Source organism: Streptomyces sp. SX-6 (assembly GCF_059089585.1).
Window position 1 is genome coordinate 11,112 of sequence record NZ_JBTHHU010000020.1, and the last position, 25,801, is coordinate 36,912.

General features: G+C 70.3%; 27 protein-coding genes and 1 pseudogene. 14 read left to right on the forward strand and 14 right to left on the reverse strand.

Features of this window, described 5'->3' with window-relative positions:
* Positions 1–4: 4 nt before the first annotated feature.
* From ACV530_RS22920 to ACV530_RS22935, 4 genes are all read right to left on the reverse strand, one after another.
* The gene (locus tag ACV530_RS22920) at positions 5–1,345 is read right to left on the reverse strand and encodes a vWA domain-containing protein (RefSeq protein WP_494334483.1); all 1,341 of its coding nucleotides are present in this window, start codon (positions 1,343–1,345) and stop codon (positions 5–7) included.
* On the reverse strand, positions 1,342–2,610 hold the full coding sequence (locus tag ACV530_RS22925; protein ID WP_494334484.1) for an AAA family ATPase: 1,269 nt from the start codon (positions 2,608–2,610) through the stop codon (positions 1,342–1,344). Before ACV530_RS22925 ends, ACV530_RS22920 begins: the two co-directional genes overlap by 4 nt.
* Before the next feature lie 113 nt (positions 2,611–2,723).
* Positions 2,724–4,169 (reverse strand): hypothetical protein, encoded by a 1,446-nt coding sequence (locus tag ACV530_RS22930; protein WP_494334485.1) that lies wholly within the window; start codon positions 4,167–4,169, stop codon positions 2,724–2,726.
* 126 nt (positions 4,170–4,295) lie between these two features.
* Entirely contained in the window at positions 4,296–5,279 is a 984-nt protein-coding gene (locus ACV530_RS22935) for a helix-turn-helix domain-containing protein (protein WP_494334486.1), read from the reverse strand.
* 142 nt (positions 5,280–5,421) lie between these two features.
* Here ACV530_RS22935 and ACV530_RS22940 point away from each other — a divergent pair, with 142 nt between their 5' ends.
* Positions 5,422–6,192, forward strand: a complete 771-nt coding sequence (locus tag ACV530_RS22940; RefSeq protein ID WP_494334487.1) for a G1 family glutamic endopeptidase — start codon at positions 5,422–5,424, stop codon at positions 6,190–6,192.
* A 138-nt stretch (positions 6,193–6,330) separates the two neighbouring features.
* Here ACV530_RS22940 and ACV530_RS22945 read toward each other — a convergent pair whose 3' ends face one another.
* Positions 6,331–7,764: an erythromycin esterase family protein gene (locus ACV530_RS22945; protein ID WP_494334488.1), complete on the reverse strand. Its 1,434-nt coding sequence runs from the start codon at positions 7,762–7,764 to the stop codon at positions 6,331–6,333.
* Between the two features lie 406 nt (positions 7,765–8,170).
* Here ACV530_RS22945 and ACV530_RS22950 point away from each other — a divergent pair, with 406 nt between their 5' ends.
* Positions 8,171–8,923 (forward strand): SDR family NAD(P)-dependent oxidoreductase, encoded by a 753-nt coding sequence (locus ACV530_RS22950; RefSeq protein WP_494334489.1) that lies wholly within the window; start codon positions 8,171–8,173, stop codon positions 8,921–8,923.
* A 53-nt stretch (positions 8,924–8,976) separates the two neighbouring features.
* Here ACV530_RS22950 and ACV530_RS22955 read toward each other — a convergent pair whose 3' ends face one another.
* Positions 8,977–10,419 (reverse strand): alkaline phosphatase family protein, encoded by a 1,443-nt coding sequence (locus tag ACV530_RS22955; protein WP_494334490.1) that lies wholly within the window; start codon positions 10,417–10,419, stop codon positions 8,977–8,979.
* 225 nt (positions 10,420–10,644) lie between these two features.
* Here ACV530_RS22955 and ACV530_RS22960 point away from each other — a divergent pair, with 225 nt between their 5' ends.
* From ACV530_RS22960 to ACV530_RS22970, 3 genes are all read left to right on the forward strand, one after another.
* Positions 10,645–11,601, forward strand: coding sequence for an isopenicillin N synthase family dioxygenase (locus ACV530_RS22960; protein ID WP_494334491.1), 957 nt, complete (start codon positions 10,645–10,647; stop codon positions 11,599–11,601).
* Positions 11,602–11,665: 64 nt separating this feature from the next.
* Entirely contained in the window at positions 11,666–11,887 is a 222-nt protein-coding gene (locus tag ACV530_RS22965) for a superinfection immunity protein (RefSeq protein ID WP_494334492.1), read from the forward strand.
* 130 nt (positions 11,888–12,017) lie between these two features.
* Positions 12,018–12,323 (forward strand): hypothetical protein, encoded by a 306-nt coding sequence (locus ACV530_RS22970; RefSeq protein ID WP_494334493.1) that lies wholly within the window; start codon positions 12,018–12,020, stop codon positions 12,321–12,323.
* 56 nt (positions 12,324–12,379) lie between these two features.
* On the opposite strand, the gene ACV530_RS22975 is transcribed toward ACV530_RS22970, so the two are convergent.
* Complete coding sequence (locus ACV530_RS22975) at positions 12,380–12,970, reverse strand: snapalysin family zinc-dependent metalloprotease (protein WP_494334494.1); 591 nt, start codon at positions 12,968–12,970, stop codon at positions 12,380–12,382.
* A gap of 355 nt (positions 12,971–13,325) precedes the next feature.
* Here ACV530_RS22975 and ACV530_RS22980 point away from each other — a divergent pair, with 355 nt between their 5' ends.
* Positions 13,326–13,940 carry a methyltransferase family protein gene (locus ACV530_RS22980; protein ID WP_494334495.1) on the forward strand — a complete coding sequence of 205 codons (615 nt, stop codon included), beginning with the start codon at positions 13,326–13,328 and terminating at the stop codon, positions 13,938–13,940.
* A gap of 50 nt (positions 13,941–13,990) precedes the next feature.
* On the opposite strand, the gene ACV530_RS22985 is transcribed toward ACV530_RS22980, so the two are convergent.
* Both ACV530_RS22985 and ACV530_RS22990 read right to left on the reverse strand, forming a co-directional pair.
* The gene (locus ACV530_RS22985) at positions 13,991–14,386 is read right to left on the reverse strand and encodes a GNAT family N-acetyltransferase (protein WP_494334496.1); all 396 of its coding nucleotides are present in this window, start codon (positions 14,384–14,386) and stop codon (positions 13,991–13,993) included.
* Between the two features lie 51 nt (positions 14,387–14,437).
* On the reverse strand, positions 14,438–14,890 hold the full coding sequence (locus tag ACV530_RS22990) for a hypothetical protein (RefSeq protein ID WP_494334497.1): 453 nt from the start codon (positions 14,888–14,890) through the stop codon (positions 14,438–14,440).
* A gap of 155 nt (positions 14,891–15,045) precedes the next feature.
* On the opposite strand from ACV530_RS22990, the gene ACV530_RS22995 reads away from it, so the two are divergent.
* Complete coding sequence (locus ACV530_RS22995; RefSeq protein WP_494334498.1) at positions 15,046–15,309, forward strand: DUF6225 family protein; 264 nt, start codon at positions 15,046–15,048, stop codon at positions 15,307–15,309.
* On the opposite strand, the gene ACV530_RS23000 is transcribed toward ACV530_RS22995, so the two are convergent.
* Positions 15,306–15,803 carry an HIT family protein gene (locus ACV530_RS23000; RefSeq protein ID WP_494334499.1) on the reverse strand — a complete coding sequence of 166 codons (498 nt, stop codon included), beginning with the start codon at positions 15,801–15,803 and terminating at the stop codon, positions 15,306–15,308. The two genes, ACV530_RS22995 and ACV530_RS23000, sit on opposite strands and share 4 nt — an antisense overlap.
* A gap of 216 nt (positions 15,804–16,019) precedes the next feature.
* On the opposite strand from ACV530_RS23000, the gene dcd reads away from it, so the two are divergent.
* Complete coding sequence (gene dcd, locus ACV530_RS23005; protein ID WP_494334500.1) at positions 16,020–16,568, forward strand: dCTP deaminase; 549 nt, start codon at positions 16,020–16,022, stop codon at positions 16,566–16,568.
* A 17-nt stretch (positions 16,569–16,585) separates the two neighbouring features.
* Here dcd and ACV530_RS23010 read toward each other — a convergent pair whose 3' ends face one another.
* The gene (locus ACV530_RS23010) at positions 16,586–16,912 is read right to left on the reverse strand and encodes a hypothetical protein (RefSeq protein WP_494334501.1); all 327 of its coding nucleotides are present in this window, start codon (positions 16,910–16,912) and stop codon (positions 16,586–16,588) included.
* A gap of 93 nt (positions 16,913–17,005) precedes the next feature.
* Entirely contained in the window at positions 17,006–17,578 is a 573-nt protein-coding gene (locus tag ACV530_RS23015; RefSeq protein WP_494334573.1) for a GNAT family N-acetyltransferase, read from the reverse strand.
* A gap of 84 nt (positions 17,579–17,662) precedes the next feature.
* Here ACV530_RS23015 and ACV530_RS23020 point away from each other — a divergent pair, with 84 nt between their 5' ends.
* Together ACV530_RS23020 and ACV530_RS23025 are read left to right on the forward strand one after the other, a co-directional pair.
* The gene (locus tag ACV530_RS23020) at positions 17,663–18,451 is read left to right on the forward strand and encodes a phosphotransferase enzyme family protein (RefSeq protein WP_494334502.1); all 789 of its coding nucleotides are present in this window, start codon (positions 17,663–17,665) and stop codon (positions 18,449–18,451) included.
* A 167-nt stretch (positions 18,452–18,618) separates the two neighbouring features.
* Positions 18,619–18,831 (forward strand): hypothetical protein, encoded by a 213-nt coding sequence (locus ACV530_RS23025; protein WP_494334503.1) that lies wholly within the window; start codon positions 18,619–18,621, stop codon positions 18,829–18,831.
* A gap of 16 nt (positions 18,832–18,847) precedes the next feature.
* Here the strand turns inward: ACV530_RS23025 and ACV530_RS23030 are convergent, their stop codons facing one another.
* Together ACV530_RS23030 and ACV530_RS23035 are read right to left on the reverse strand one after the other, a co-directional pair.
* Positions 18,848–19,552, reverse strand: coding sequence for a lysophospholipid acyltransferase family protein (locus tag ACV530_RS23030; protein WP_494334504.1), 705 nt, complete (start codon positions 19,550–19,552; stop codon positions 18,848–18,850).
* Between the two features lie 134 nt (positions 19,553–19,686).
* Positions 19,687–20,820: an amidase domain-containing protein gene (locus ACV530_RS23035; protein ID WP_494334505.1), complete on the reverse strand. Its 1,134-nt coding sequence runs from the start codon at positions 20,818–20,820 to the stop codon at positions 19,687–19,689.
* 557 nt (positions 20,821–21,377) lie between these two features.
* On the opposite strand from ACV530_RS23035, the pseudogene ACV530_RS23040 reads away from it, so the two are divergent.
* From ACV530_RS23040 to ACV530_RS23055, 4 genes and pseudogenes are all read left to right on the forward strand, one after another.
* A pseudogene (locus ACV530_RS23040) lies at positions 21,378–22,302 on the forward strand (aldo/keto reductase).
* A 95-nt stretch (positions 22,303–22,397) separates the two neighbouring features.
* Positions 22,398–23,057, forward strand: coding sequence for an NADPH-dependent FMN reductase (locus ACV530_RS23045; protein WP_494334506.1), 660 nt, complete (start codon positions 22,398–22,400; stop codon positions 23,055–23,057).
* A gap of 39 nt (positions 23,058–23,096) precedes the next feature.
* Complete coding sequence (locus ACV530_RS23050) at positions 23,097–24,203, forward strand: PP2C family protein-serine/threonine phosphatase (protein ID WP_494334507.1); 1,107 nt, start codon at positions 23,097–23,099, stop codon at positions 24,201–24,203.
* Between the two features lie 99 nt (positions 24,204–24,302).
* Positions 24,303–25,622 (forward strand): alkaline phosphatase family protein, encoded by a 1,320-nt coding sequence (locus ACV530_RS23055; RefSeq protein ID WP_494334508.1) that lies wholly within the window; start codon positions 24,303–24,305, stop codon positions 25,620–25,622.
* Positions 25,623–25,801: the final 179 nt, after the last annotated feature.

Here is a 25,801-nt window from a genome sequence, read left to right on the forward strand (position 1 = left end):
ATGTTCAGCCGATGGTGACGACACGTGCCCAGGGCGGCGGGGCGTCCGGGACGTAGTCGGGGTTCGCCTCGTCCACGGCGTGGGTGGGGCGGGGGAAGAGACCGACGACGGTGCGGCAGGGCGGCTGTACGGAGGGCCATGGCGTCTGGCCGTCCGTCAGGGCGACGATCACGTCCGGGCGGGGCCGGGAGCGGAGGGCCTGGGAGAAACCGGAGCACAGATCCGTACCGCCACCGCCGACCAGTGCGATGTTCTCGGCGCGGCAGAGCGGGACGGCGACCCCGGCGGCCGCGTCGCAGGAGATCACCGAGACCAGGTCGCGCCGCCCGCCCACCGCGCGCGAGATCGCCGCCACCTCCAGCAGCGCACTGCCCAGTTCGGCGTCGCTCACCGATGCGGAGGTGTCGATGACGACGCAGACCCGGGGCGGCGTACGGCGCAGGCTCGGCAGCAGCACTCCGGGGACGCCGGCCGAGCGCCGGGACGGACGCCGGTAGCTGTGGTTCTCCCCCGCCCCCGGCGCACCTGCCGCCGAGCGGATCGCCGCCCCCAGCAACTGCCGCCACGGCTGCGGCGGATGGAACGCCTCGACCGCCCACCGGCGCCACCCCTCCGGCGCGTCGCCCGGCCGGCCCTTGATCCCCTCCGCGACCCGGAAGCGGACCGCGTCCCGCTGCTGCCTGCTCAGCCCGTGTGCCCCGTCGGGCCCCAGCTCCCAAGGCCGGTCCTGCCCGTCGGCGCCGCTGCCGCAGTCCAGCCAGGCCAGGTCCGCGGCGAGTCCGGACAACGACGCCGTGCGCAGGTACTCCTCCATCAGCAGCCCGTCGGACAGCCCCAGCAGCGAGGGCAGCACCGCCCCGGCGGGCAGGGGCAGACCGTCACCGTAGATGTCGTCGTTGATCTCGAAGTCGGCGGCGATGTTCCGCCGCAGCCTCCCCCGGCTCGCGCTTCGTTCGCCCGGCCCGTGCTCCTCGCGTTCCCGCGCATACCGCTCGCCCCGTCCGTGGTGGTCGCGGAGCAGGTGGGAGACCTCGTGCACCCAGACGCCTGCCAGTTCCTCCACTGGGGTGCGCGCCACGAAGCCGGGAGAGACGTAGCAGCGCCAGTGCGCGTCCACTGCCATCGTCGGCACCGACCGGTCCTCCACCACGTGCAGCGCGAAGAGCGCGTCGGCCAGGTAGGGACGGACCTTCACCGCGTGCAGTCGGGCGGCCAGCAACTTCTCCGTGTCCAGCGGGAGTCCGGGCCTGTCGGCCGCCGCGCCCGGCACGGTGGCCCGCACCGGGCGCGGCGGCGTGGGCCGGGGCGTCGGGCGCGGCAGCGGGTGCTTCGCGGCCCCCGTCATCGGCTCTCCCCCGTCGCACGCCCGGCGTCGGCGGACACCGTGGCCCGCGCCACCGACCGGTCCGCCCGTCGGGCGAGACCGGCCACCCCGGCCAGCCGCTCCACCGCCTCCGGGACCTCCCAGTCGTCGCGCCGCAGTGCGGCCAGCGCGGCCGCCGGGGCGACCAGCAGGTCCGGTGCGCCGGTCTCCAGCGCCCGGACCAGTAGCGCCCAGCCCGCCTCCCACCGGTCCCGCTCCGGCCGCGCCCCGATGGCGGCCACCACTGCCTCCAGCGTCGCCTGGCGCAGATCACCTCGTACGGGGAGTTCGGCGGAGGCCGGATCGGCCAGCAGTGACTCCGGGTCCGGCAGGTCCAACCGGTCCAGATGGGCGAGGAGTTCGAGCCCCGGTCCGTCCCCCACCGTGCCCCGTACCAGCAGCGCCAGCACCTCCCTGGAGACGGAGGCCGCCGTGCCGAAGGCCAGCAGGGTCAACGCGGCCTCCCAGCTGCGGGGCGAGGGCCAGGCGCCGCCGCGCCGCGTCTCGGAGCTCGGCAGCCGGTGGATCAGCGTCGGCCGGACCCGCAGGAAGCCGCAGACCGCGCGCCGGGCGAAAGCCACCGCCTCCGGCAGCCGCTCCGGCGCCAGGTGGGGCAGCTCCGCCCGGGGCCAGATGCCGCCCAGCCCGCGTACCACCACCTCCCTGTCGTGCACCCAGTACAGATGCACGAACCGGTTGGCCAACGGCGGGCTCAGCTCCCACCCGTCCGCCGCCGACGCGCGCGGATTGGCGGCGGCCACGATCCGTACCCCCGGCGGCAGTTGCAGCGCGCCGACCCTCCGCTCCAGGACGACCCGGAGCAGTGCGGCCTGGACGGCCGGGGTGGCGGTGGAGAGTTCGTCCAGGAAGAGCAGCCCTCGTCCGGCGCGTACGAGCTCCACGGCCCACTGCGGTGGCGCCATCGGCACCCCCTGCACGGCCGGGTCGTCGCCCACGATGGGCAGCCCGGAGAAGTCGGACGGCTCGTGGACGCTCGCTATGACGGTCGTCAGCGGCAGGTCGAGGGAGGTGGCGAGCTGGGTCAGGGCCGCGGTCTTGCCGATGCCCGGTTCTCCCCAGAGCAGCACGGGCAGGTCGGCCGCGACAGCCAGGGTGAGCGCTTCGAGCTGCTCGTCGGGGCGAGGCTCGGTGGTGGTCGTGCGCAGGAGGGTCAGGAGGCCGTCGGCGAGAGCGAGTTGGGTGCCGCTCCCGGGGACCGGGTTGGGCAGGAGGGTGCTGGAAGTCATGGGCATCACCTGGGGTGGATTCAGGGGGACGGGGTCCGTCCCGGTGTCGTGGGGGCGTGCTGCGCGGAATGCGCAGTAGCAGTACGGGAAAGGGACTTCGGTGTGGCGGCAGATCAGCCGAACAGGCCGGTGCGGGGCCGGGCCCGGCTGCTCCGCTTGCCGCGCAGTGCGGGAGGCGTACGGCGGTCGAGCCGGGGACGATGGCGCCCCATGCCCGAGGCGTTCCCGTCCCCAGCCGCACCGGCACCGGGGTGCGCGGCGACCAGCCCCGCGCGGAAGAGACCGTGGTCGATGCGGCGAGCCGCGGCCGACACCAGTTCGTCCCGGAGCGGCCCGTCGCGCAGGATCGCACCGGGACCGAGCAGCCCTTCGACCACGGCCAGCGCCCCGGCAACGTCACCGTGGCCGAGCCGCTCCCGGACCGCGGGCAGCGCCTCTGGGCTGCGGTGCACGGTGTCGATCGCCCGCAGGCACGGCAGCGGCGGCCCGCCGAGCACCACCAGCAGTTCCTCCCGGCGCAGTTGGGCCGGGTCATGATCGATTGCCGTCAGCACGCCGTCCCGCAGCGCGATCCGGTGGACCTCGCCCCGGCATTCCACCCGGTGCGGATCACCGGTCTCGGGGGCGGGGCCGGCCACAGGTGCCGAGCCGGACGCCGCCAGCGCCGCCGCGACGAGCGGATGCAGCCGCTCGGCCGCGACCAGCCCGGCCCGTAGCAGCTCCAGATCCGGAAGGACTCGGGCTGCCGCCTCCGGTAGCACCGGAAGCGCCGCGACCTCCTGCGGCGGCAGCGCCTCCCGCAGCGGCCGGGATGCCGGGGCATGGCTGTCGTCGGGGGCGACGAGTTCGAACGCGGCGCGGCTCCGCGCACCGAGCCGTACGGCGAAGGCACCTCGAGGACGCCCCTCGGCCCGCAACAACAGCTCCGCCTCGGCGGCCCAACGTGCCACCGCCCACGGCGAATCATGGGCGGCGGGCCGATCGGGCAGCGCCATGGATGGCGCCCCGTCCGCCCCGTCCGCACCGCACCGCCGCGCCAGTTCGCCGCTCCGCCCGGCATCCCAGAGATGCGGGTGCAGGTCTAGCCGGAAACGCCGGTCGGGATGCGGGTGCGGACGGTGCCTGGAGGCGCCGTCCCCGGGCCCCTCCCACAGAGCCAGGGACATCCGCTGCCCGGCATCCGCCCACGCCGGCGGCGTCCGCACCACCAGTTGCAGGGGTGTGGCGCCGGAACTCCGGTAATGAGCAAGGGAGATGGTGAGGCCGGGCCGAAGCCGTCCGTCGGGGGCGATCCGGGGCATGTGCCAGCGAAGCAGATCCGGTGCCAGGCGGCGCAGATCCGCACGGAGGCGGGTGACGAGCTCGGTGCCGTGGCGGTCGCGCACGGCGCGCAGATCGAGATCGACGTCGATCCGGGCGGCGGCGCAGGCCCCCACCCAGTCACCGACCGCACGTCGTGCGGTCGCGGTCTCGATCATGGACGGTGGCACGGCGTACTCACGCACGCGCTGCCACATCAACAGGTGGGCCGGAATCTCGTTCGCGATGTGATGTGCCATCAGCACTCACCTTGCGCGAACGATTCCCCCAATCCGTACGAGGAGAAGTTCTTCATCTCCGGCATCATAAGCACCCCGATCGCGATCTGTCAGTTCCCCCCAGCCCCACCCAGCCCGCCCGAGCCGTCACAGCAGTCCGGCCCGGGCCGCCTGGATGCCGGCCTGGAATCGGGTGCGGGCCCCGAGCGAGTCCATCACCTCGCGTACCCAGCGCTGAACGGTGCGCGGCGAGACGCCGAGCTGACGGGCGATGCTGTCGTCGGTGTACCCCGCGCACAGCAGCGTGAGCAGCTCCGCCCGGCGGTCGCCGCCCGCCGAGGCGGCTGCGTCCGGAACCCGCACGGAGCGGTTCCAGTACGCCTCGAACGTTCCGGTCAGCGCGTCCAGCAGGGACGAGGCGCGCACCAGCATGGCGCCGTGCAGCTCGGATCCGGTGCACAGGGGAAGCATGGCCCAGCGGTCGTCGACGACGGCCAGTTTGCAGGGGAGTTCGGACAGCACCCGGGCCTGCTCCCCCACGCCGACGCACGCGTGGATCTCGGCGAGCCGGCCGCGGGCGCCGACCGAACCGGCCTCGTACACCACGCGGATGTCCACGCCCCGTCCGAGCAGGGCACGTTCGAGCGCCGGATCGGAGCGGACGATGTGCGGGGGCTTGTCGAAGAGCAGCACCCGGCGGTGCGCGCCGGCCAGCATCGCGCGCCAGTGCTGTGCGATGGCCGCGGTGCCGGTGACGACCTCGACCAGGTCGGTGGCGCCCGGGCGGCGGGCGGTGCGGTAGGTGCGCATCAACTCGCCGATGCGGCCGCGGGTGCGGCGCAGGTCCGCCTCGCGGCGCAGCAGCAGCGCTTCGACGGCGAGGTCGGGGGCTGCGGCCGACCAGCGTGCGGGGGTGCCGTCGTCGCAGCGGTGGAGGAGACCCCGTGCGGCGAGCAACTCGAGCAGCCGCCCGGCCCGTTCGGCTGTGGTGCCGAGGTCATCGGCGAGTTCTCCGGCCGTGCGGGCCGGTGCGGCCAGGGCGCGGAGGTAGGCCGTCTCCTCCTGCTCCGACAGGCCGAGGGCTTCGAGGAGTCCGGCGGCGGGTGTGCGGGACTCGTGGGGAACCGCCACCGAAACATCATGTCATGTTCCCGCCATAACGGATTCCGGCCGGACCGCGCCGCTTGAGGGCGGGCACGGCCGACCGCACCATGAGCCCCGATCGGCCGACCACCCCCCACCGGTACTCCGCACCCCCCAAGGAGCGTGCCTCATGGGCATATCCCCGGGCACCGCGCACCTCATCGGCAGATCCCGCGCCGGCGTCCCCCGCGCGGCCAGGGCCGCGGCGGCGGCACTCCTGCTGGCCGCGACCCTGGTCCCGACCGGTACCGCGAGCGCCCAGACCGCGGCCTTCGGCCCGCACAACATCCGTCTCCAGGACAGCAATTGGGGCGGCTACGTGGCGCAGGGCTCGTTCTCCACGATCACCGGCTCATGGACCGAGCCCCACGCCACCTGCACCTCCGCCAACGACCTCTTCGCCCCCTGGGTCGGCCTCGACGGCTACGGCTCGCAGACGGTTGAGCAGGCCGGGGTACAGACCGACTGCTCCAGTGGCTCACCCGTGCTCTCCGCCTGGTACGAGATGTACCCGTCCCCGCCCGTCTACTGGAACGACCCCGTCTCCGAAGGAGACACCATCACCGCGACGGTGGTCTCCAACGGCGGCGGCAGCTACACCCTGACCCTCAGCGACACCACCAAGGGATGGTCGGAGCACATCGACCAGACCATTGGCGGACAGAACGCCAGCGCCGAGGCCGTCATCGAGTCCCCCACCCGGAGCTACCCGTCCTTCGACCGCCTGGACTTCTCCGGCGTGACGGTGGACGGGCAGCCCTTCGACGCCACCCGGCCGCAAGCCCTGACCAGCGGCGGCTACACGCCCGGCCCCTTGCAGGGCGGCTCGTTCACGATGACGCCCGGCGGCGCCCCGCGCACCCCGGCACCCGCCACCCGGCCCGGGACCATCCGCTACTGAGCAACACGAAGGCCCCGTCGCCGTGTTCACCCGGCGACGGGGCCCACCGGCTCCGCACCGAGCCGAGCCGGTGTGGCGGGCCGCCCGTGACTCGTACGGAACGGCCCGCCCCGCCCGTGCTCAAGGCACGCCTGCCGCCTACTGCGGCGTGTCGGCGCTGAGGGTGGTGTCCGGGACGCAGATGATCCCGTCGAACGCCTCCAGGGCGGGGATCTCGAGGAACGCGGTGTCCAGCCGGGTACGGACCGGCTCCGGCAGCCCGTGGCGACGCGCGTACGCGCGCAGCGCCCGCGCATCCAGCAGGGCAGGTTCCCCGGGCACGCCCGCGAACAGCGCCTCGACGCTGTCCGGTGCGGCTTCAGGGGTGACGGCCCGGCCCCAGCGCATCCCGAGCGGGTGATCCCGGTCGGGTACGTTCTCCACCGTCTCGCCGCCGTTGCCGGTCAGCGCGAGAGGAACGTAGTCCGCGCCGAGCGCCCGGGAAAGCAGATGGCCCATGGTCGCCACCGCCAGTGGGCCGTCGGTCCAGTTGGCCGAGCGCTGGATGTGGGCGTTGTGACCGACAAGGACGACGCGGGTGTCGGGCCCGGACCGCTCGAGGAACTCCAGCAGCGTGTCTGCCAGATACCGCTCCCGGGCGGCGAAGCCCGGGCCGTCGGGCGCGCCCGCGAGTGCCTCGGCCATGGCACGCTGGGCCCGGTCGGTCGCCACCGCCGCACGGACGTCCGACAGCGCGGTCTCGTATGCCGTGCGGCCGCTGCGCTCGGCGTAGATCTCACGCAGGTCCGTGAAACGGCCCAGCAGCCGGGCGAGCGCGGTGGTGAGGCGGTCCTGCTCTGCCGGGTCGAGAGTGAGCCTGGCGTAGGCCGGCACCATGACCGTCCCGCCGGCGATGGGTCCGGAGATCTCCAGGGCGGTGTTCAGGAAGCGCAGTGCGCCCGGGTCCACGGTGGCCAAGTAGGCGGCGACCGGCTCCAGCACCGGCGCGAGCGAGCCGCCGGCCATCGGGATGTCGCAGCCGACGTAGCGGACCGGGTGCGCGGCACCGGCGTTGTGGCGGCGCAGCCATCGCAGGGTGTCCCGGCACTCGACGGGCTGCCCGAGTCCCTTGATCCTGCGCCCCTTTTCCTCGCCTTCGGTGTTGTCGCGTTGCGCTTCACCTCTCTCGGGCGCCAGGAGGTCGTCGATGTCGCCCGGCCCTCCCTGGATCCAGGCGTCCACGGCGCGGCCCTCGGCGGCTCCGTACTCCATGGCGTAGGCGGTGAAGCCCAGTTCCTCGACGAGGAAACGCATGATGCGATGGCGCAGCAGGCCGAACTCGCGGATCTGGTGCGAGTTCTCACCGAGGGCGACCACGCGGGCTCCGCCGATGAGGTCGCGCAGCGGCTCCAGGTCGTCGAGCGGGGTCTCCGGGTCCGTTCCGGGGCCGAGACCGGTCAGCCGGGAGGCGTGACGGGTGACCCATTGCGTCAGTTCGACGGGGGCGGCTGCCAGGATCGATTCGGCCGGGGGAAGGAGATCGCGCAAATCGCGCAGTTCGTCATGGGTGTTGTGGTGGTTCTGGTCGTTCATGAAAAGTGCTCCGCGGTGTGAGTCATCGTCGGAGCCGGGCAGCGTCGAGCACCGCACCGGCGGGGAACCGGAGTGCGGCGAAGCTGTCGGAAATGCTGGTCGCAGCTTGCCGCTATGCGGCGCTGCGGGGCCTGATGATCCAGCTCTGGCTGGCGCGGATGAACATGTCGGGGAGCGTATCAAGGGCAGTTGCAGCATGCATCACAGTTTTCCGATGGCCGTGCGGGAGCCAGGTGACGAGTAACTGGGCGTGACGTTCCAGAACCTGTCAGTAACTCTCCAGAGACCCCGGCAGTCCGGCATTTTGCCGGAAAGACCGGGCGTAGGAATGCGCGGTGGTGGTGCTGGGGTGAGAGTGGGCAGAGGGGGCGCCGCACAGAGGGAATAGAGGGAAGGGAGTGGCGACATGCGGATCAAGGACTCCGTCGTCCTCGTGACGGGCGCCAACCGCGGTATCGGCCGGGCTCTGCTGGCCGAGTTCCTGGCCAGGGACGCGGCCCGTGCCTATGCGGCAGCCCGGCGGCCGGAGACTCTGGAGCCGGTGACCGCGGCGGCCCCGGAGCGCGTGGTCCCGCTGGTGCTCGATGTCACCAGCCCACAGACGATCAGTGCGGCCGTGCAGGCCGCGCCGGATGTGACGGTCCTGGTCAACAACGCGGGGGCCATCAACCTCGGCCACCTGATCGACATGGAGCTCGATGCCGTCGAGAACGTCATGCGCACCAATGTCCTGGGCCCCCTGCGGATGGTCCGCGCTTTCGCCCCGGTGATCGAGCACAACGGTGGTGGCGCCATCGTCAATGTCATCAGCATCGGAGCCTTCGGCGGCACCCCGGGCATGGGCGGCTATCCGGCTTCCAAGGCCGCGCTCAACGTCATGACCCAGGCGTTCCGCGAGGACCTCGCACCGCGTGGCATCGTCGTGCACGGCGTGTTCCCGGGGCCGGTGGAGACCGACATGCTCGCCCAGGCCCTCGGCTCGGCCCCGGGCCTCGGCGCCTACCCGACGACGACACCGCAAGAGGTGGCGCGCGCCGTTCTGGACGGGCTGGAACGCGGAGATCCGGAGATCTTCCCCGACCCCATCTCCCGCGAGATCGGCGAGACATGGGCGCGCGACCCCAAAGGCGTCGAACAGCGGCTCACCCAGATGCGCTGACCCGGCAAAGCGACTGGGCCCAGGCGAGGCCCGCGACAGCGCATATTCCGGTGTCAGCGGTGTTTGTGCGTGCTGTGTTCCTGATGGGGAGGGGTCTGGTGTGTGGTGGGGAAGGTGGGCTTGGGGAGAGTGGCAGCTTCCAGCTCGGCCTCGGCGAGCTGTTCTTTGGTGTTGGACGGCAGACGGGGCGGTTTGTGTACGGGGCGGGTGAATCCGAAGGCGGACGTGAGATCGCCGAAGGCGTGCCGTCTCCAGGAGCCGATGTTGGGTTCTCTCACTTCCGTCCCGTGCGCTGCTGTCCAGCGTTCCAGGAAGCGCAGGCAGGAGGTGTGGTCGAAAGCTTCCCCGGCGACCCATCCGCCCACCGTCCAGGGCGAGATGATCAGGCAGGGAACCCGGAAACCGCCGCCGATCGGCAGGCCGCCCACGAACTCGTCCGGTGTTCCGTGCGGGGGTACAGGCGGGGGGACGTGGTCGAAGAGGCCGTCGTTCTCGTCGTAGTTGATGATGAAGACCGTCTTGGCCCACACATCAGGGTTGTCGGTAATGGCTTCGATTTTCCGGGCGACGTAGTCCGCACCCGCCGCGGGCAAGGAGTCGGGGTGTTCCGACTCCGCGGTGGACGGGATGAGCCAGGAGACCGCGGGCAAGCGGTCGTTGCGGGCGTCCTCCTCGAAAGCGCCCTCGGGCAGCCTGCGCATGCCACGCTCGTACAGCGGATCACCCGGCTGTGCCTCGCGGAACTGCTTGAAGCCGTTGAACACGTTGTAGGAGCCGTTGTCTTCTCCCTGGTAGACCTGCCAGCTGATGCCCGCTTCCTGCAAGCGCTCCGCGTAGGTCGTCCACTGGTAGAAGGTGGGCGGGTAACTGTTCGTGGTGGCGGGGCCGCCCTGGGTCCCACCGGGGTCGACCGTGCCCGACATCCAGTGCAGCCGGTTGGGCCAGGTGGGCCCCAGGACCGAACAGAAGTAGTTGTCGCAGATGGTGAACGCCTCGGCCAAGGCGAACTGGAAAGGGATGTCCTCGCGCGTGTGATAGCCCATCACATACGGGGCGTCGGCCTTGTCCGCCCGGCGGTGCGCGGGCATCCACCGGTCCATCCGCCCGCCGTTCCACGCCTCGTGCTGCACGCCCCAGGCATGGCTGGTGGACGGAATGGACTGGGCGTTCGTCTTGTGCGTGTCGAGATGGAAGGGCAGCAGATACCCCTCGGGATTCAGGTCGTCCGGCTGGTGGAAGACACTGCGGCCGTCCGACATCCTCAAGGCGCCGGGATCATCGAAGCCGCGAACCCCCTTGAGCGTGCCGAAGTAGTGGTCGAACGACCGGTTCTCCTGCATCAGCAGGACCACATGCTCGATGTCCCTGAGCGAACCGCTCCGGGCCGGCCCCGCCGCCACCGCCCGTTGCACGCTCCCCGGCAGCACGGACAACGACACCCCGCCAACGGCCGCCGCCATACCGCCCAGAAGCCTCCGACGACTGATACCACCCATGTACCCCTCCGGGCACGGCCCCCGGACACGGCTGCCTGACCAGACTGGCTGACCAGACGGGCTGCACCTGTTGCCGGACGTGACCGCGCTGAGCAGTCGATGAACAAGGTGTCAACGAGCCTGCCGGAGAGCGGTGCTTCACGGGACAGACCGACGCAACAGTCACCTCTCCGGATGAGTGCTGCGCGCGCCTTGACCTCGCCCACGAACATGTCGCGGCGAGGCATGTCCAACGACGTGGGTTTGGCAACCCATGCTCGCGAGAAAAGTCCCGTCGTGGCCTCTATCCCCACCATCGATTTGCGCACCTGGCGGACCGACGACAGTCCTGCTGCAGTCGACCGAGCACTGCGTACTGCGGGGTTCCTGCTCGTGACCGGGCATGACATTACTCCGGACCTGCGGGCTGCCGTCCGCACACAGGCCCGTGTGTTCTTCGGGCTCCCAGAAAAGATCAAGCGGTCGTACGCCGTCGAAGTCGGCGAACGCGGCTGGCTCGGACCTGGTGCCGAAGCCAATGGGTACGCCGAGGGCACGAAAACGCCACCCGACCTCAAGGAGTCCCTCTCCTTCGCCGCGGAGGACCCCGGCGGGGACCTGGCCGTGGACGCCGAGTGGTTCGCCCCCAACACCTGGCCCGCGGAAATCCCGCACCTGCGGCCCCTGGTGACCGCATACCTGGCCGGGATGCGCGAACTCTCGGACGGCATCCTGGGGTTGCTGGGTGTCGCGTTCGGCGAGGACGAGGACTTCTTCACCCGGCATACCACTCACCCCACGTGGGGGTTCAACATCAACTGGTACCCGGGCGCGGAGACGGTCGGTGCCCCGCAGCCGGGACAGTTCCGGATCGGGCCGCACACCGACTTCGGCACGGTCACGGTCCTGGACCGGCAGCAGGGCCGGGGAGGACTGCAGGTCTTCACGGACACCGACGGCTGGCAGGACGCCCCGTACGACCCGGATGCCCTCACTGTCAACATCGGTGACCTCATGGCGTTTTGGACCGGAGGCCACTGGTGTTCCGGGCGGCATCGTGTGCTGCCGCCGCCCGTCGACGAGCCGGCCGAGGAATTGATGTCGTTGGTGTACTTCTATGAATGCAACCCGGGTACGGATGTGCGCGGTATCGATTCGCACCGCTATCTCAGGGAAAAACTCGACGCCATCAGGGTCGGCTGACGCCGGAGGCCGTGGCGCGAGCACCCGGGGTCGTACGGCGGGAGCACCGGGATAGGCTGAGCCGGTGTTCAACAGCATAGGACCGTTCGAGACAGTTGCCCTCGGCGTCGTCATCGTGGCCTTGTACTTCGTGCCGTCGGTCGTCGCGTTCCGCCGCAGGCATCCCAGCCGACTGCTCGTCCTGGCCATCAATGTTGTCTTTGGCGGCACCCTCATCGGCTGGGCCGTCGCTCTCTATCTCGCGACCCGTTCCACCCCGGCTCGGGGTCGACCCCGGACTGTGTAACGGAGCTGGTCCGATTCGGCAAGGACAACCGGCCCCGGCCGACCGAGCGGCTGTACCGGTGGTCCCGCGTTATTGACCGAGACAGTCTGTCCAAGAGCGAGTCGTGGCCCTCCGCATAGGATCCCGCACCATGAGCGTCATACGGCTTCGGAGAAAAGCGCGCCGGAAAGACAGGCCAACGGCAGTCATCGTCGGGATGAGCAACCTGTTCATGAGCAGCGTGCTCTTCTTGATGATGATCGGCGGACCACCCTTCGAGCCCACTACTCGGGAGCAGGAAACTGCGACTCAGCAGCTCGCTATCCCGGTCTTCGGCTGCTGGCTCGCGGCCGGACTGGCACTGTTCCTCATCCTGGGCATGGCCCGGACCCTGCTGAGTCACCTGGCCACGATGCTCCTTCCGCCCGCACTGACTCTGCTCCTGCTGACTCTGTGAGACACGCTGTCGACGGTGCCCGAGCCGGCCCCTGCGGCAGGCGTGCTGTCGGCCAGTCAGCGCGAGCCTGAGAGAACCCGGCCGGACCAGATGTCGATCACCACCTGGTGGTGATGCGGGCGCACCGTCGGCGTACCGGCGGCGTAGTTCTTGTCGATCTGCGCCGCCTCGGCAGCGTCCGGCTTGGCGTTCGTGCAGGACGTGCCGGGGCCGTGGCCGGACATGAGTTCCGAGCACGGGCCGCTGTAGTCGTCGGGCAGCCCGAGGATGTGCCCGGTTTCGTGCGCCGCGATCCGGGTCGCGTCGTAGCCCTCGTCCACCGCTTGCTGGCCCAGCTGCACATCACCGTTGCCGCCGGGGAAGACCGGCCCCAACGTGGCCTGCGGCCAGCCGCTGGTCGCCTCGTAGACATAGTCCGCCGAGCCGGGGGTGTTCGTCGGCTCCAAGCGCACGTTGTGCACCGCGTCATTCCAGTTCTGCACGGCCTGCTTGATCGGGCCCGCCCACTGACCGGCATTGCTGGCGTCGTAGGTCAGGGTGACCACGGCCGGGGTCGCGTACGGCGCGGGGTGCGCCGAAGCGACGCCGACCGTAGCACTCAGCATGGCCGGGATAAGTGCCGTCAGGACGGCTGTTCGCTTGATCATGAGACTGGTGCGCCTCCTTGAGTCTCAGCTGCTGCCCGCAGTAAACGAGCTCGTCGCGAACATGACAAGCTTCTGTTGGCGAGTGGGACTCAGCGGATGTCAAGTTGGCTCAAAATACATGGGAGTTGACAGTGAATCAGACGGGAGGGGGATGGCAGAGGAGCAGCGCCTTCCCCTCTTCGGCCGCCTCGGCCTCACGGTGAACTTGCCGGTCGCCGCCAGCGCGGGCCCGGGCAGCGTGTCCGGTGACTCCGGAATGTCGCTTCCATGGAACCCTGTCCGCATGCCGCCACGTCTCATCGGAAAAGTCGGCGGCGGCACGGCGGCCGTCCCGGCTGAAGGGGGCGTAGCAAACATGACCGACTCACAGTGGCGTCACATTGCGACAGGGATCGATGTCGCCTGCTGGCTCACGTTCCTGACCGTATGGGCACTCGGCGCGCTCTACAACGCCCGGCGGTCCCCGGCCGTGCGCAAGCGCGGGCAGCCGCTCCAGCGGTGGAGCGTCGTCGCCGGGATCGTGGTGGCGGTGACGGTGAACGCGCTGCTGCCGCACGGCACTTGGGACCCGATCACCGTGCATGTGCAGTGGCTGCGTGCCGTCGGCGCCGTCGTACTGATCGCCGCGACCGTCTTCGCGATCTGGGCCCGCATCCGCCTCGGCCTCATGTGGACCTCCGCCCCCGTGGCCATGCAGGGCCACGAACTGCGCACCGACGGCCCCTACGCGATCGTTCGCCACCCCATTTACACCGGCATCCTCGGCATGTTCATCGGCACCGCACTGCTGATGCTGCTCGGCGGCTGGGTGGTGGCCGTGCTGCTGGCCGTCGTCCTCGTGCAGTGGAAGATCCGCGTCGAGGAGAAGCTGATGGCCGAGGCGTTCCCGGAGACTTACGAGGAGTACAAGCGTCGCGTCCCCCAGCTGATCCCGAGTCCGTGGCGCCACGGACGCGCTCCCGCGGCGTAAGGTCGCCCCTGAGAACGTGTGCGCCCTGCCCCAGGGCTTGGCGCACAGCGTTACAGAGCGATCAGGCCGGCTGTCGTCTCCTTGAAGCCGCAGGCATCAAAGTAGAACGAACGCAGGTGCTTCTCGAAATCGACGTGAAGCCATTCGCACCTCGCCGCACGGGCTTCATGGGCTGCAGTTGCGACAAGCGCGGCACCGACTCCTCTCGACCGGCAATGCCGAGCGACCACCGTGTCCAGGATGAAGGCATGCGCTCCACCGTCCCAGACAACGTTGACGAAACCGATCAGAGAGCCGTCTTCCCACGCGCAGACCCAGCCGAGGCTGTGGCGCTGCAGCTGTTCTTTCCAGTCGGTCCGAGCGACCGGGTGGTCGAAGCCGTCAGCGTGCAGCGCGTTGAGGGCGGCGTTGTCGAAGTCGCCCCGCCACTCGTACTCGATCGTCACGTCTCGATCGTAATGTCCGTGCCAAGTCCGGTGTCGGCACGGGGTGCGGGCTCAGTCCTGTTCGGACCAGTGCTCCGGCATCGGCAGGGGCATGAGGCAGAACGTGAACAAGAAGAGCGCGATCGGCATGACCAGCACCGGCCAGCCGCCGCCACCCGCGAACAGCACGAGCAGGAGCGGGACCAGCAGCAGCCCGGTCGTCAGGATCCGAAATCCGCCCGACTCCGTCTTGTACCTGCGCTCCGAGACGGCCAGCAACAGCACCATCGACGGCAGACCGACTATGGCCAGCATGCCCGGCGTGAGAAGGAGCCAGGTCCAGAAGGATTCCAAGGGGTCCGGGCGCATCGGGTCCCTCGATCCCGCGGCGGCCACGAGGTCGGCGGTCCCGCTGATCGCCCAGCCCATGGCGAAGAGGGCGCCGTAGCGGGCCGCGCAGTCCAGGATCCACCACTGCAGGAGGCGCCGTCTGCTGCCGGGGCCGATCGTGCTTCCTATGCTCATTCCGTGCAGATCCACCTTTTTGTTCGGGATATGCACATCTTGCTGTTTGTCCTCGTTGTTTCGCAAACGGCCGGTCAACTGGCGGCCGGCTTCAGCGCGTCGGCACTACGGCGTGGGAAACACCGCTCCGCCACACGCGGCCATACCCTCGGCCCATGTCTGACACATTCGACCACGCCCCGCAGGTGTGGACAGTCGGCCGCCTCCGGGCGGCCCTCGCCGGACTGCCCGACGACACTCCCGTTCACGTCGGCGTTGCGGACGAGCCCGGCGATTTCGAGGGGTACAGCGAGTATTCCCTGGTCGATTTCGAACCCGTGGAGAAGGACTTCGGCGACGAGGCCACCGCACGGATCGACGTCGAGTACACCCTGTTCGCCGACTACAAGGCCGGTCGGTACGACCGGGATCTGGTCTAGGTACGCCCGTCCGCCAGAGCATCCCGAAGAAGCGCGGCCATTGCCGCCGTTTCGTCCGGTGGCGTGTTCATGATGCCGTTCTCGGACATCAGGGCATGGAACTGTTGCCGGTCGTACGGCACATCGGGCGGAAGTCCGGCGATGTGCCAGTGCAGATGGGCGTTGCCCTGCTGGCTGCCGAGCGAGTACACGTACGTGCGCTCGGGGCGGCACACATGCTCCACGGCGAGGGCGACGCGGCGGATGAACCGCATCAGGCGCACGAAGTCGGTCTCGTCCATGTCCCGGACGACGTGCTCGATGTGCCGCTTCGGGGCGACGAGGACTTTCCCGGGCAGGGTCGGCCATCGGTCGAGGAAGGCCACGTGCCAGGCGTCTTCGGCGATCGTGTGGTGCTCGTACTCCGGGTTCCCGGACAGGAACGCGCAGACGAAGCAGGGTCCGGTCCGGGCGCGTTCCGCGTAGGCGTCCAGGTCCATCGGCTGTCGCTTCATCGGGTGCTCATGCATACATGTCCCCCAGGCATACGGCACCACCGCTGTCCAACGCGACTTGTTCGGCGTCGAGTTGTACGACATCGGGCAACCCGAGGTCAAGCTGTATGCGATGTTCTCCGCCTCGCCTCGCGGGGACGGGGAACTGATTGGTTGTCAGCGGGGCTCTATAAGATCAGTCCACCGTTCCGCCACGAACACGCGAGGCCTCATCCCATGCTGCTCCCCGACCACCAGATACTCACCGCGCTCCAGCAAGGTGACATCGATGTCAGCCCGCTTGCGCCCGAAGCCATCCGGCCCGCCTCCGTCGACCTCACCCTCGCCAGCGAACTGCGCATGCCCGACCCCACCATCGCCGAACTCGACGCCGCCTCGCTCGAGTCCCGGCACACCTTCCCGCTCTACATGGACACCGACGGCCACGTCATGAACCCCGGCGCGTTCCTCCTCGCCCGCACCACCGAGACGGTGCGGCTGTCGGGCAAGTACGCGGCCCGCGTCGAAGGGAAGGCCGGCACCGGACGCCTCGGCGTCGCCGTGCACATCGCCTCCGCCTTCATCGACCCCGGCCACGACGAGCCCCTCACCCTCGAAATCGCCAACGTCTCCCCCTGGCCCGTACGCCTCCGCCCCGGCATGACCATCGCCCAACTCGCCATCATGCCCATGGCCGCCGAACCCGCACGCCTCCACGGACACGACACCACCCCGGACAGCCATCTCGTGGCCGTCGCTTCCCCTTACCGGATTCACGTCGCCTAGGGTCGGGACGACGAACCCTAGTGCGCGCCGAAGATGACGCTGGAAAAGCGCGCGCCATTCGGTGCCGACTGCTTGGGAGCGAGGCGCACCGCACTCCCCTTGCACCGCTTCTCGGTGTAGACGACGAGCGGCTTGGCCGTCGCGTTCTGCGCGCCGCGCGCTTCCTGGCCCATGTCGTAGCACTTCCCGTCCGGCGGGTTCTGGATGCTGTACGCCTTGCCCTTGGGACCGATCCAGACGAACGTTCCGCTCGCGGCGGTGGCCGTAGTCGTGGAGACGGTCAGAGCGAGGACGAGCCCGCCGAGGCCGATGGCGGCCGGACGGCGAAGACGACAAAAACGCACCGTTGTTCCTTTCGTGGATGACGGGCAACTACTGCGCTCCCGGACCAACTGTTCTGCCGAACCGAAGGAAACGGTCGGCCGGTTCGCGACCAATCAGTGCGATTCCGGCGTGCCGGACCTGTCCGCTCGCCACTGGGGTGCGAGCACCGACCAGATCTCCTCGTCGTGGCGCTTGCCCCGGTAGAGGTAGCTCTCCCGCAGCACGCCGTCCTTCGTCATCCCGAGCCGCCGGGCCACGGCGATGCTGGGCTCGTTCTCCGGCACGACCCACCACTCCACGCGGTGGATGCCCCGCTTCTCGACGGCCCAGTCGATGAGTACGCGTACGCCCCGGGTCACCAGCCCCCTGCCCGCTGCCGACGGTTCCAGCCAGCAGCCCGCCTCGGCGGTGCCCTGTTGGGTGTCCATCTGCCGGAAGAAGACCGCGCCGACCAGCTTGTCGTCCGCCCATATGCCGCAGAGCCGTCCGGCGTCGGCCGCGGCCTTGTCCGCGTACGCCTGCAGGAACGCCCGGCTCGACTCCGGATCGGTGACGATGTCGGGCAGTCCGTTGTACTGCCCGATGAATTCCCGCCCCCGGTCCATGTGCGCCAGGAATTCCTCGGCCTGCCACGGCTCGAGCGGGCGCAGTTCCGCGCCGTCGTCGCCCAGGGATATCGCGTACATCGTCACCTTCCGCCTCCACAGCCGAACCCGTGCGCACTGCGAAAAGATCTTCCCACGCGCTTCCGCGGCAGCGAGACTGGCCGTGTGCAGCATGATCAAGAACAGCCGCTCTCCGGCGGCAACGTCAGCCACGGTGTCGTCCGTGTCGGCGACACCGTCCGTCGTCCCGCGGGGCCGTGGACTCCTGCCGTGCACGCGTTGCTCACGCACCTGCACGGGGCCGGCTTCCGGGCGGCTCCGCGCCCGCTCGGCATCGACGAACAGGGCCGCGAGGTACTGACCTTCGTGCCGGGTCACGTGGTCTGGCCCGGCCGGTTCTCGCTGCTGGATCCCCTGCACCAGGTGGCCCGTGCGGCACGTCTCGTCAGGGACTTCCACGATGCGGTGCAGGGCTTCACGCCTCCGCGCGATGCGCAGTGGCAGGTGCTGATACCGGCCGAGGGAAGCGACATCATCGCCCATCACGACCTGGCGCCGTGGAACCTCGTGGCCGGTGACGGTGACCAGGGCGAGTGGGCCTTCATCGACTGGGACACGGCCGCCCCCGGTTCCCGTCTGTGGGACGTCGCGTATGCCCTGCACGGGTTCGTCCCGCTGTCCGCACGCCCCGGACTGCAACGTGCCGATGCCGCAGAACGGCTGCGGGTGTTCGTCGACGCCTACGGGCTCGACGAGGAGCAACGGCGCGCGCTGGTTCCCCTGTTGGGGCGTCGGACCCGCTCCATGCACACGTTTCTGCGCGATCAGAGCGCCCGGGGCAGCCAGCCATGGGCGACCTTGTGGGCAGAGGGCCACGGCGATGTCTGGCGAAGCGATGCCGAGTACATCGAGCAGCGCGAGGAGCAGTGGGCGCGGGCTCTGCTGGACGCCTGACGGGCCTGGATATCTGACGAGCCTGGACGTCTGACGGTCCCGGCCGCCCCGGCTCCGTCCGGGTGACCCCAGCCGTGACACGGGTGTCCGGACGGGCCGTCGGATGGAAGAGATGCCGACAGGGTCGCCGGACCACCGCGCGGCCACGCCGACGACGAGGACGGATCATGCAGATCGACACCGTGGCACGGTTCCTCAACGCGCTCGCTCCGGCGAGCCGGGACACCGTGGGGCAACTGCCCCGCGACCGGCAGGAGAAGATGGCCGAGGCGTGGGAGAAGTACCTCAGCGACGACACGGACCTGCTCTCGCTGAGCGAGCTCGATCCGCCCAGCGCGGAGCACCGGGCGGCCGAACACGTCGTCCAGGAGTTCTCCTGACGTGCTGCAGGCGAGGTCAGGCCGCTGCGGCCCCGGACGGTACGGTGCGCAGCGCGGCCCTGGCCTCGGCCGCGTACGTGTCGACGTACTCCTGCTCCGACAGGCGCAGGATCGCGTACATGATCTCGTCCGTGACGGCCCGTAACACCTCGCGGTGGTCGTGCATGCCCTCGTACCGGGAGAACTCCAGCGGCTTGCCGAAGCGGACCGTGAGCGGGACCTTGCGCGGCAGGCGCTTGCCCGTCGGCTGGGCCTCGAACGTTCCGATCACCGCGCAGGGGATCACCGGGGCGCCCGATTTCAGTGCCATGGCGGCGACGCCCACTTTGCCCTTGTACAGCCGGCCGTCGTGCGAGCGTGTCCCCTCCGGGTAGACGCCGAGCAGGTCGCCGTTCTCCAGCACGCGCAGTGCGGCGTCGAGGGCCGCCTGTGCCGCCTCCTTGCCCGAGCGGTCGACCGGTATCTGGCCGACGCCGCGGAAGAAGCCCGCGGTGAGCCGGCCCTTGATGCCGCGGCCGGTGAAGTACTCCTGCTTGGCCAGGTAGGTGATCTTCCGGTCGACCACGGCCGGCAGCAGGAAGTGATCGCAGAACGACAGGTGATTGCCCGCGATCAGCGCCGCGCCGGTGCGCGGCAGGTTCTCCATCCCTTCGATCCTGGGGCGGAACAGCCACCGCCACACCGGCACCAGCACCATGGCCCGGAACAGGTAATAGAACACGCCTGTGGATCCCCTTCACTCACCCGAGTCGGCCCCCCGCGCCCAGGCACGCTAGCCGTCGGCGGCGATCTCGAGGAGAGGGCCTTTCAAGCCATGGGAGCCGGGCCCGGCTCGAGGCCGGACCCGGCGGACCGTCAGGTGCGGTAGGCGTAGTAGAGCGCGTCCGGGTACGAGGCGATGATGCTCGCCACCGACTTCCGGTAGGTGTTGGTGGAGTGGTAGGTCAGGTACGGGATGCCGTACCGGCTCCGGTAGGTGGTGATCATGGAGTGGTCCTTGGACCCGTCACCGTCGAAGTCCATCTGCAGGATGTCCCCGACGTCCAGCTGATACACGTTCTTCAGGCTGGTCACTCGCTTGGAATTCAATGCATACCACGACCACTGGGTGGCGCCCATCCAGGTGTCGGACTGGCTCGAGGAGGTGTACCACCACTTCTGGTAGTCGTTCTTCGCGCCGGACGCGGGCTTCCAGCCGCCCGCCTTCAGCGCCTGGCTGATGAAGTTGGTGCAGTCGCCGCCCACTTCGTTGAACTTGCGGTAGGCGGGGTTGTAGTTCCGCCAGTACTTCTCCGCGTACGCGGCCATGGCCCGGTAGTTGTAGCCGGAGGACGTCTGCCGCTTGGGCACCGGCCGCGCGGGCCAGTCGATGGAGGAGCGCTGCGCGCGGGGGGTCGGACCCAGGTTCTTCGCCGCCGCCGTCTTCGCCGCGGGGGCGTTGACCGGCCGGGGGCCGTCGTCGGCGGCCTTGATGCCCGTGAGCTCCCATGTGCCGTGCGCGGCGGCGGAGAAGCTCAGCTCGTGGTGGGCCTTGAAGCCGGTCGTGGCGGGCTCGTCGCCGCGGATCTTCTTGTACGTGAGCGTCGTGGTCTCGGTGACCCGCACCGTGGCGTGCCCGTTGGTGGCGCGCACCTGGTCGACGGCGACCTTCGTGTCGCCGGCGGTGTACGCCTCGCCCAGGGTGGCGAGCCGCTGCTTGCGGGTCCGCAGCGAGGCGTCCACCGCCTTCTCCGAACGCGCCACGGCGGCCGACAGGCGCACCGTGCGGGACGACTGCGGGGCTATTCGCCGCGCCGGCGCGTGGTCCAGGATCGCTGCCGTGCGCTCGGTCAGCACCTGGCCGGCGATGCGGCCGAAGGATTCGGCCGTCGCGTGGTCGACGGCGCCGGGCCGCTCGGCGGCGTTCGCGGCCGAGGCAGGCAGCAGCACGGCCGACACGGCCATGGTCAGCACCGCCCCGGCGGCGGATCTGAGCGTGGTAGATCTCATGAAGTTCCCCTTGTCGTCCGGCCGCTCTGGCCGGGTGACACGGAATCTTCGCACGAAGTTTCGCTTATGTGGATCCCCGGGTTCCGGGGCTTCGTCCGGATCAGCCGACTTTGCTCTTGCCCCGGCCGTACGGCCGGGCATCGTGGAAACGGGCCTGCCGTTTCCGGGGCCGTCGACCGAGCGGGGAGGGCATGTGACGCGGACTCGGCTCGTATGGGGACGCACCGTCAGTCCGGACGCGGTGCCGTGGCGGTTACGCTCCGGCGACGGTGCCGTTGCCGGCGAGGTGGCGGGGATGCGCGCGAACCCGGCCGAACGGTCCGTGGGCGCCGCCCAGTTGGTGGTGCGTCACCGGTCGGCTCCATGGATCACCGCAATATTGACGTCCTTTCAGTTTTCCACCGGGATCAATGCGGTGGCGACCGCGCTGTCCCTGTACGGGTGTTGACCGTGGAGAAGATCGAGCAGTCCTGGCGGCCCCGGTGACCGCGGAGGCGCTGCCCGGCGGCCCGGGTGCGCGGGCCGTCCTCGGCCGGTCCGGCGTCCCGGTCACCCGGATGGGATTCGGCGCGGCGGCACTCGGCGGGCTGTTCCGGCCGGTCGGCGAGGGCGACGCCGTACGGGCCGTCGAGGCCGCCTGGGAGGCGGGCATCCGCTACTTCGACACCGCCCCGCACTACGGTGCCGGGCTGTCGGAGCAGCGGCTCGGCGCCGCGCTGGTGGGCGTTCCCCGGCGGGAGTTCACGGTCTCCACCAAGGTCGGCCGGCTCCTCGCCGACGGTCCGGGAGGGGCGGACGGCGCCGAGTTCGCCGGCGCCCCGGACCGGGCCAGGGTGCGGGACTACAGCAGGGACGGGGTGCTGCGGAGCCTGGAGGAGAGCCTGGGCAGGCTCGGGCTGGACCGGGTGGACGTGCTGTTCATCCACGATCCGGACGAGCACTGGGAACAGGCGGCCGGTGAGGCGTTCCCCGCGCTGGCGCAGTTGCGCGACGACGGGGGTGGTGGGTGCGATCGGGGTGGGGATGAACCAGACGCCGCTGCTGGCCCGGTTCGTCGCCGAGACCGATCCCGACGTGGTGCTGTGCGCCGGGCGGTGCAGCCTGCTGGACAGCCGCGCGCAGCGCACGCTGTTCCCGCTGTGCGAGCGGCGCGGGGTGGCCGTGGTCGCCGCCGGGGTGTTCAACAGCGGAGTGCTGGCCGCGCCGGACGCGGAGGCGCGGTACGACTACGCGCGGGCCCCGGCCTCCGTCGTGGCCCGCGCGCTGCGGGTGGCCATGGTGTGCGAGCGGCACGGTGTGCCCCTGCCCGCGGCGGCGCTGGCGTGGCCGGCCCTCCACCCCGCGGTGGTGTCCGTCCTGGTCGGCATGCGCAGCGCGGTGGAAGTGGCCGCGGACGTACGGTGGGCGGGCCTGCGGATCCCGCGGCAGCTGTGGTGGGACCTCGAGGCGGCCGGGCTGCTGCCCGGCGCACTCCCCCGGTGACGTTGTCCGTACGGCGCCGTCCGAGTCGCAGGAGCCGGGCGGCACCGTGAGGATGAGGCAGGGGGACGCCCTCGCCCTGAAGGAGATCCGGCGCCATGGCCGACGTCACCGCACCCGCACCGGTCCGGGTTCTCGTCTTCGGGGGCGCACTGCGGGCCGATTCCCTCAACGCCCGGCTGGCCGTGCTCGTGTCCAAGCTGGTGATGGGCGCGGGCGCGGCCGTCGACCTGGCCCATATGAGGGACTTCGACATGCCGGTCTACGACGGCGACGTGGAGCAGGAGCAGGGGGTGCCCGCGGGGGCGATGGCGCTGTGCGAGCGTGTGCAGGCGAGCGACGCCTTTGTGATCTCCGCCCCGGAGTACAACGGGTCGGTGGCCGGCGGCCTCAAGAACGCCATCGACTGGGTGTCCCGCGTCCGGCCCCAGCCGTTCAAGGACAAGCACGCCCTGCTGGTGTCCGCGTCGCCGTCGATGGTCGGCGGCAACCGGGGACTGTGGGCGCTGCGTGTCCCGCTCGAGCATCTGGGGACGCGCGTCTACCCGGACATGTTCAGCCTCGCCAAGGCGCACGAGGGGTTCCGCGAGGACGGCAGTCTGTCCGACGAGGGGCACCAGCAGCGCCTGGGGGAAGCGATTGCCTCGTTCCTGCACCTGGTCGAGGCGGACACCCGCTACGTGTGCCTGCAGCGCCGCTGGTACGAGTTCCTCGGTGACCGCACGGACGCACCGGTGACCCAGCGGGCACAGGACTGAGCGCAGGCGCCCGGGCCCGCGGGAGTGTAAGCAGGAAACATGCGTCCCGAGCGTGAGGTGTCCCGGAACGGGCGGGCCCCGCACCGCAGGCATGTGCTGCTCGCGGTGCCGCTCGGGCTGATCGCGCTGATCATGGCGGTGGACCTGCTGAGCGGCCCGGACATCCATCTGGGCCCGCTGCTCGTCGTCGCGCCCGCCATCACCGCGATGTTCGGCGGGGCGCTGCTCACCGGTGTCATCGGGGCGCTCGCCGTGATCGCGCAGGTCCTCATCGGGGTGTTCCACGGCGGCCTGACGACCTCGAACCACGAGGCGCAGATCGCCGCCCTCGCCGTGATCTCGGTCTTCATCACCGTCTTCCGTTTCGCGCACGAGCGCCATGAGCAGGAGCTGAGCCAGGCGCGGTGGGTGGCCGACGTCGCCCAGTCGGTGCTGCTGCGTCCCCTGCCGTCGCGTGTCGGGCCGTTGCGGCTCGCCTCGATGTACGTCGCGGCCGAGGCGGAGGCGCAGATCGGCGGCGACCTCTACGCGGCCGAGCGCACCCCGCACGGCACGCGCGTCATGATCGGCGACGTGCGCGGGAAGGGGCTGACGGCGGTGGGGGCGGCCGCGCTGCTGCTCGGCGCCTTCCGTGCCGCGGCGCACCGCAACCCTCCGCTGCCCCGGCTGGTGGCGCACCTGCAGAACGCCGTCTACTGGGACACGATGGCCCCCGACGACGAGCCGGGGGCCTCGGAGAACTTCGTCACGGCCGCCGTGCTCGACATCGCCGACGACGAGCCCTCGCTCGAGCTCATCAGCTGCGGGCATCCGCCGCCGCTCGTGCTGCACCGGGCGCAGGTGAGGCAGCTGCTGGTGGACGACCCCGCGCTCCCCCTGGGCCTGGGCGGCGACGTCTCGGAGAGGGACTACGAGGCGGAGACGTTCCCGTACGGGATCGGCGACCTGCTGCTGCTCTACACCGACGGGGTGATCGAGACCCGTGATGCCAAAGGCCGCTTCTATCCGCTCGCCGAACGCGTCGCGTCGTGGCACGAGACGGATCCGCAGCGGCTCGTCCAGCGTCTGCACGACGATCTGCTCGCCCACGCGGGGGGTTCCCTGAACGACGACGTGGCCGTCGTCGCGATCGAGCGCTGCGCCTGACCCCGGTGCACACCGGGGTACGGCACGGAGTCGGAGTGCTACTCTCTGCGCCTGTCTCCGTGCTGATCGCAACCGCCCGTCCTGGGAGCTCTGACGCCGATGACCGGTCCACTGGATTCGATCGAGCACATCGTGGTCCTGATGCTGGAGAACCGCTCGTTCGACCACATGCTCGGCTTCCTCTACACCGATCAGGGCAATGTCTCCCCGGCCGGGCAGCCCTTCGAGGGCCTGACGGGTCAGGAGTCGAATCCGGACGAGCACGGCACCCCCGTGCCGGTCTTCCGCATCGACCCGGCTGCTCCGGGCGCGTACTTCATGCCGGGGGCGGATCCGGGAGAGGGCTACCAGGCCACCAACCAGCAGCTCTTCGGCAGCCCGGCGCCCGCCGCGACGGCGACCAACCAGGGCTTCGTCACCGACTACGCGGCCACGCTCGCCCTCAGGGCCCGGCAGGGCTGGTCGGTCTATCCGGGCACCACCTCGCACAGCATCATGGGCTGCTTCACTCCTCAGGCCCTGCCGGTCCTGTCCGGCCTCGCGCGCGGTTATGCCGTGTGCGACCACTGGTACAGCTCCGTGCCGACCGAGACGCTGCCCAACCGTGCCTTCGTCTGCGCCGCGACCAGCCAGGGCCACATGGACGACGCCACCCACACCTTCACCGTGCCGTCCATCTTCGGCCGGCTGAGCCAGGCCGGTCTGGGCTGGTCCGTCTACGGCTACGAGAAGCAGCCGCTGACCCGCGGGAACTTCCCCGACCTCCACAGCGCCCCCGCCTCCCGCTTCGGCCTCTTCGCCGACTTCCGCAAGGCGGCGGCGAACGGCACCCTGCCGCCCTTCACCTTCCTGGAGCCCGCCTGGGCCTCCACCGGCAACAGCCAGCACCCCAACTACGACGTCGCCCTCGGGGAGCAGCTCGTCCACGACGTCTACTACGCCCTGCGGGGCGGACCGCGCTGGCAGCAGACGCTGCTCGTCATCACCTACGACGAGCACGGCGGCTGCTACGACCACGTGCCCCCGCCCGGTGGGGCGACACCGCCGGACGGCTCGGTGGGCGAGTACGGCTTCGACTTCACCCGCTTCGGGGTCCGCGTCCCCACGGTGCTGGTCTCCCCGCTGATCCCGGCCGGAACGGTCTTCCGGGTGCCCGAGGGCAGTACGCCGCTGGACCACACGTCCATCCTCAAGACGGTCGAGCGCCGCTGGAACCTGCCGCCGCTGACCGCCCGCGACGCCGCCGCGCCCGATGTCGGCGCCGTCCTCACCCTCACCGCGCCCCGCGGCGACGACCCGCTCGCCGGGGTCGTGGTGCCCACCTCCACCGGGGCCAATCCCGCGGCCGGCGAGATCTCCCACCTCGAGGCGATCCACGCGGAGCTGACGGCCCGCCATCTCATTCCGGACACCCCCTGAAGGTTGTCCTCCCCGGATAGCGTCGACCGATAAGCCACCCTTTTATGGCGTGAAAAAATCACTGCGGAACCTTAACATCGCTGGCTTCCCATCGATTTGATCTAAGAATCCAAGCATGTGATGCTGTGTCGGTCAGGCCGTTGCTCAAGGCAACAGGCCATGCCCGCGCACATGCTGAC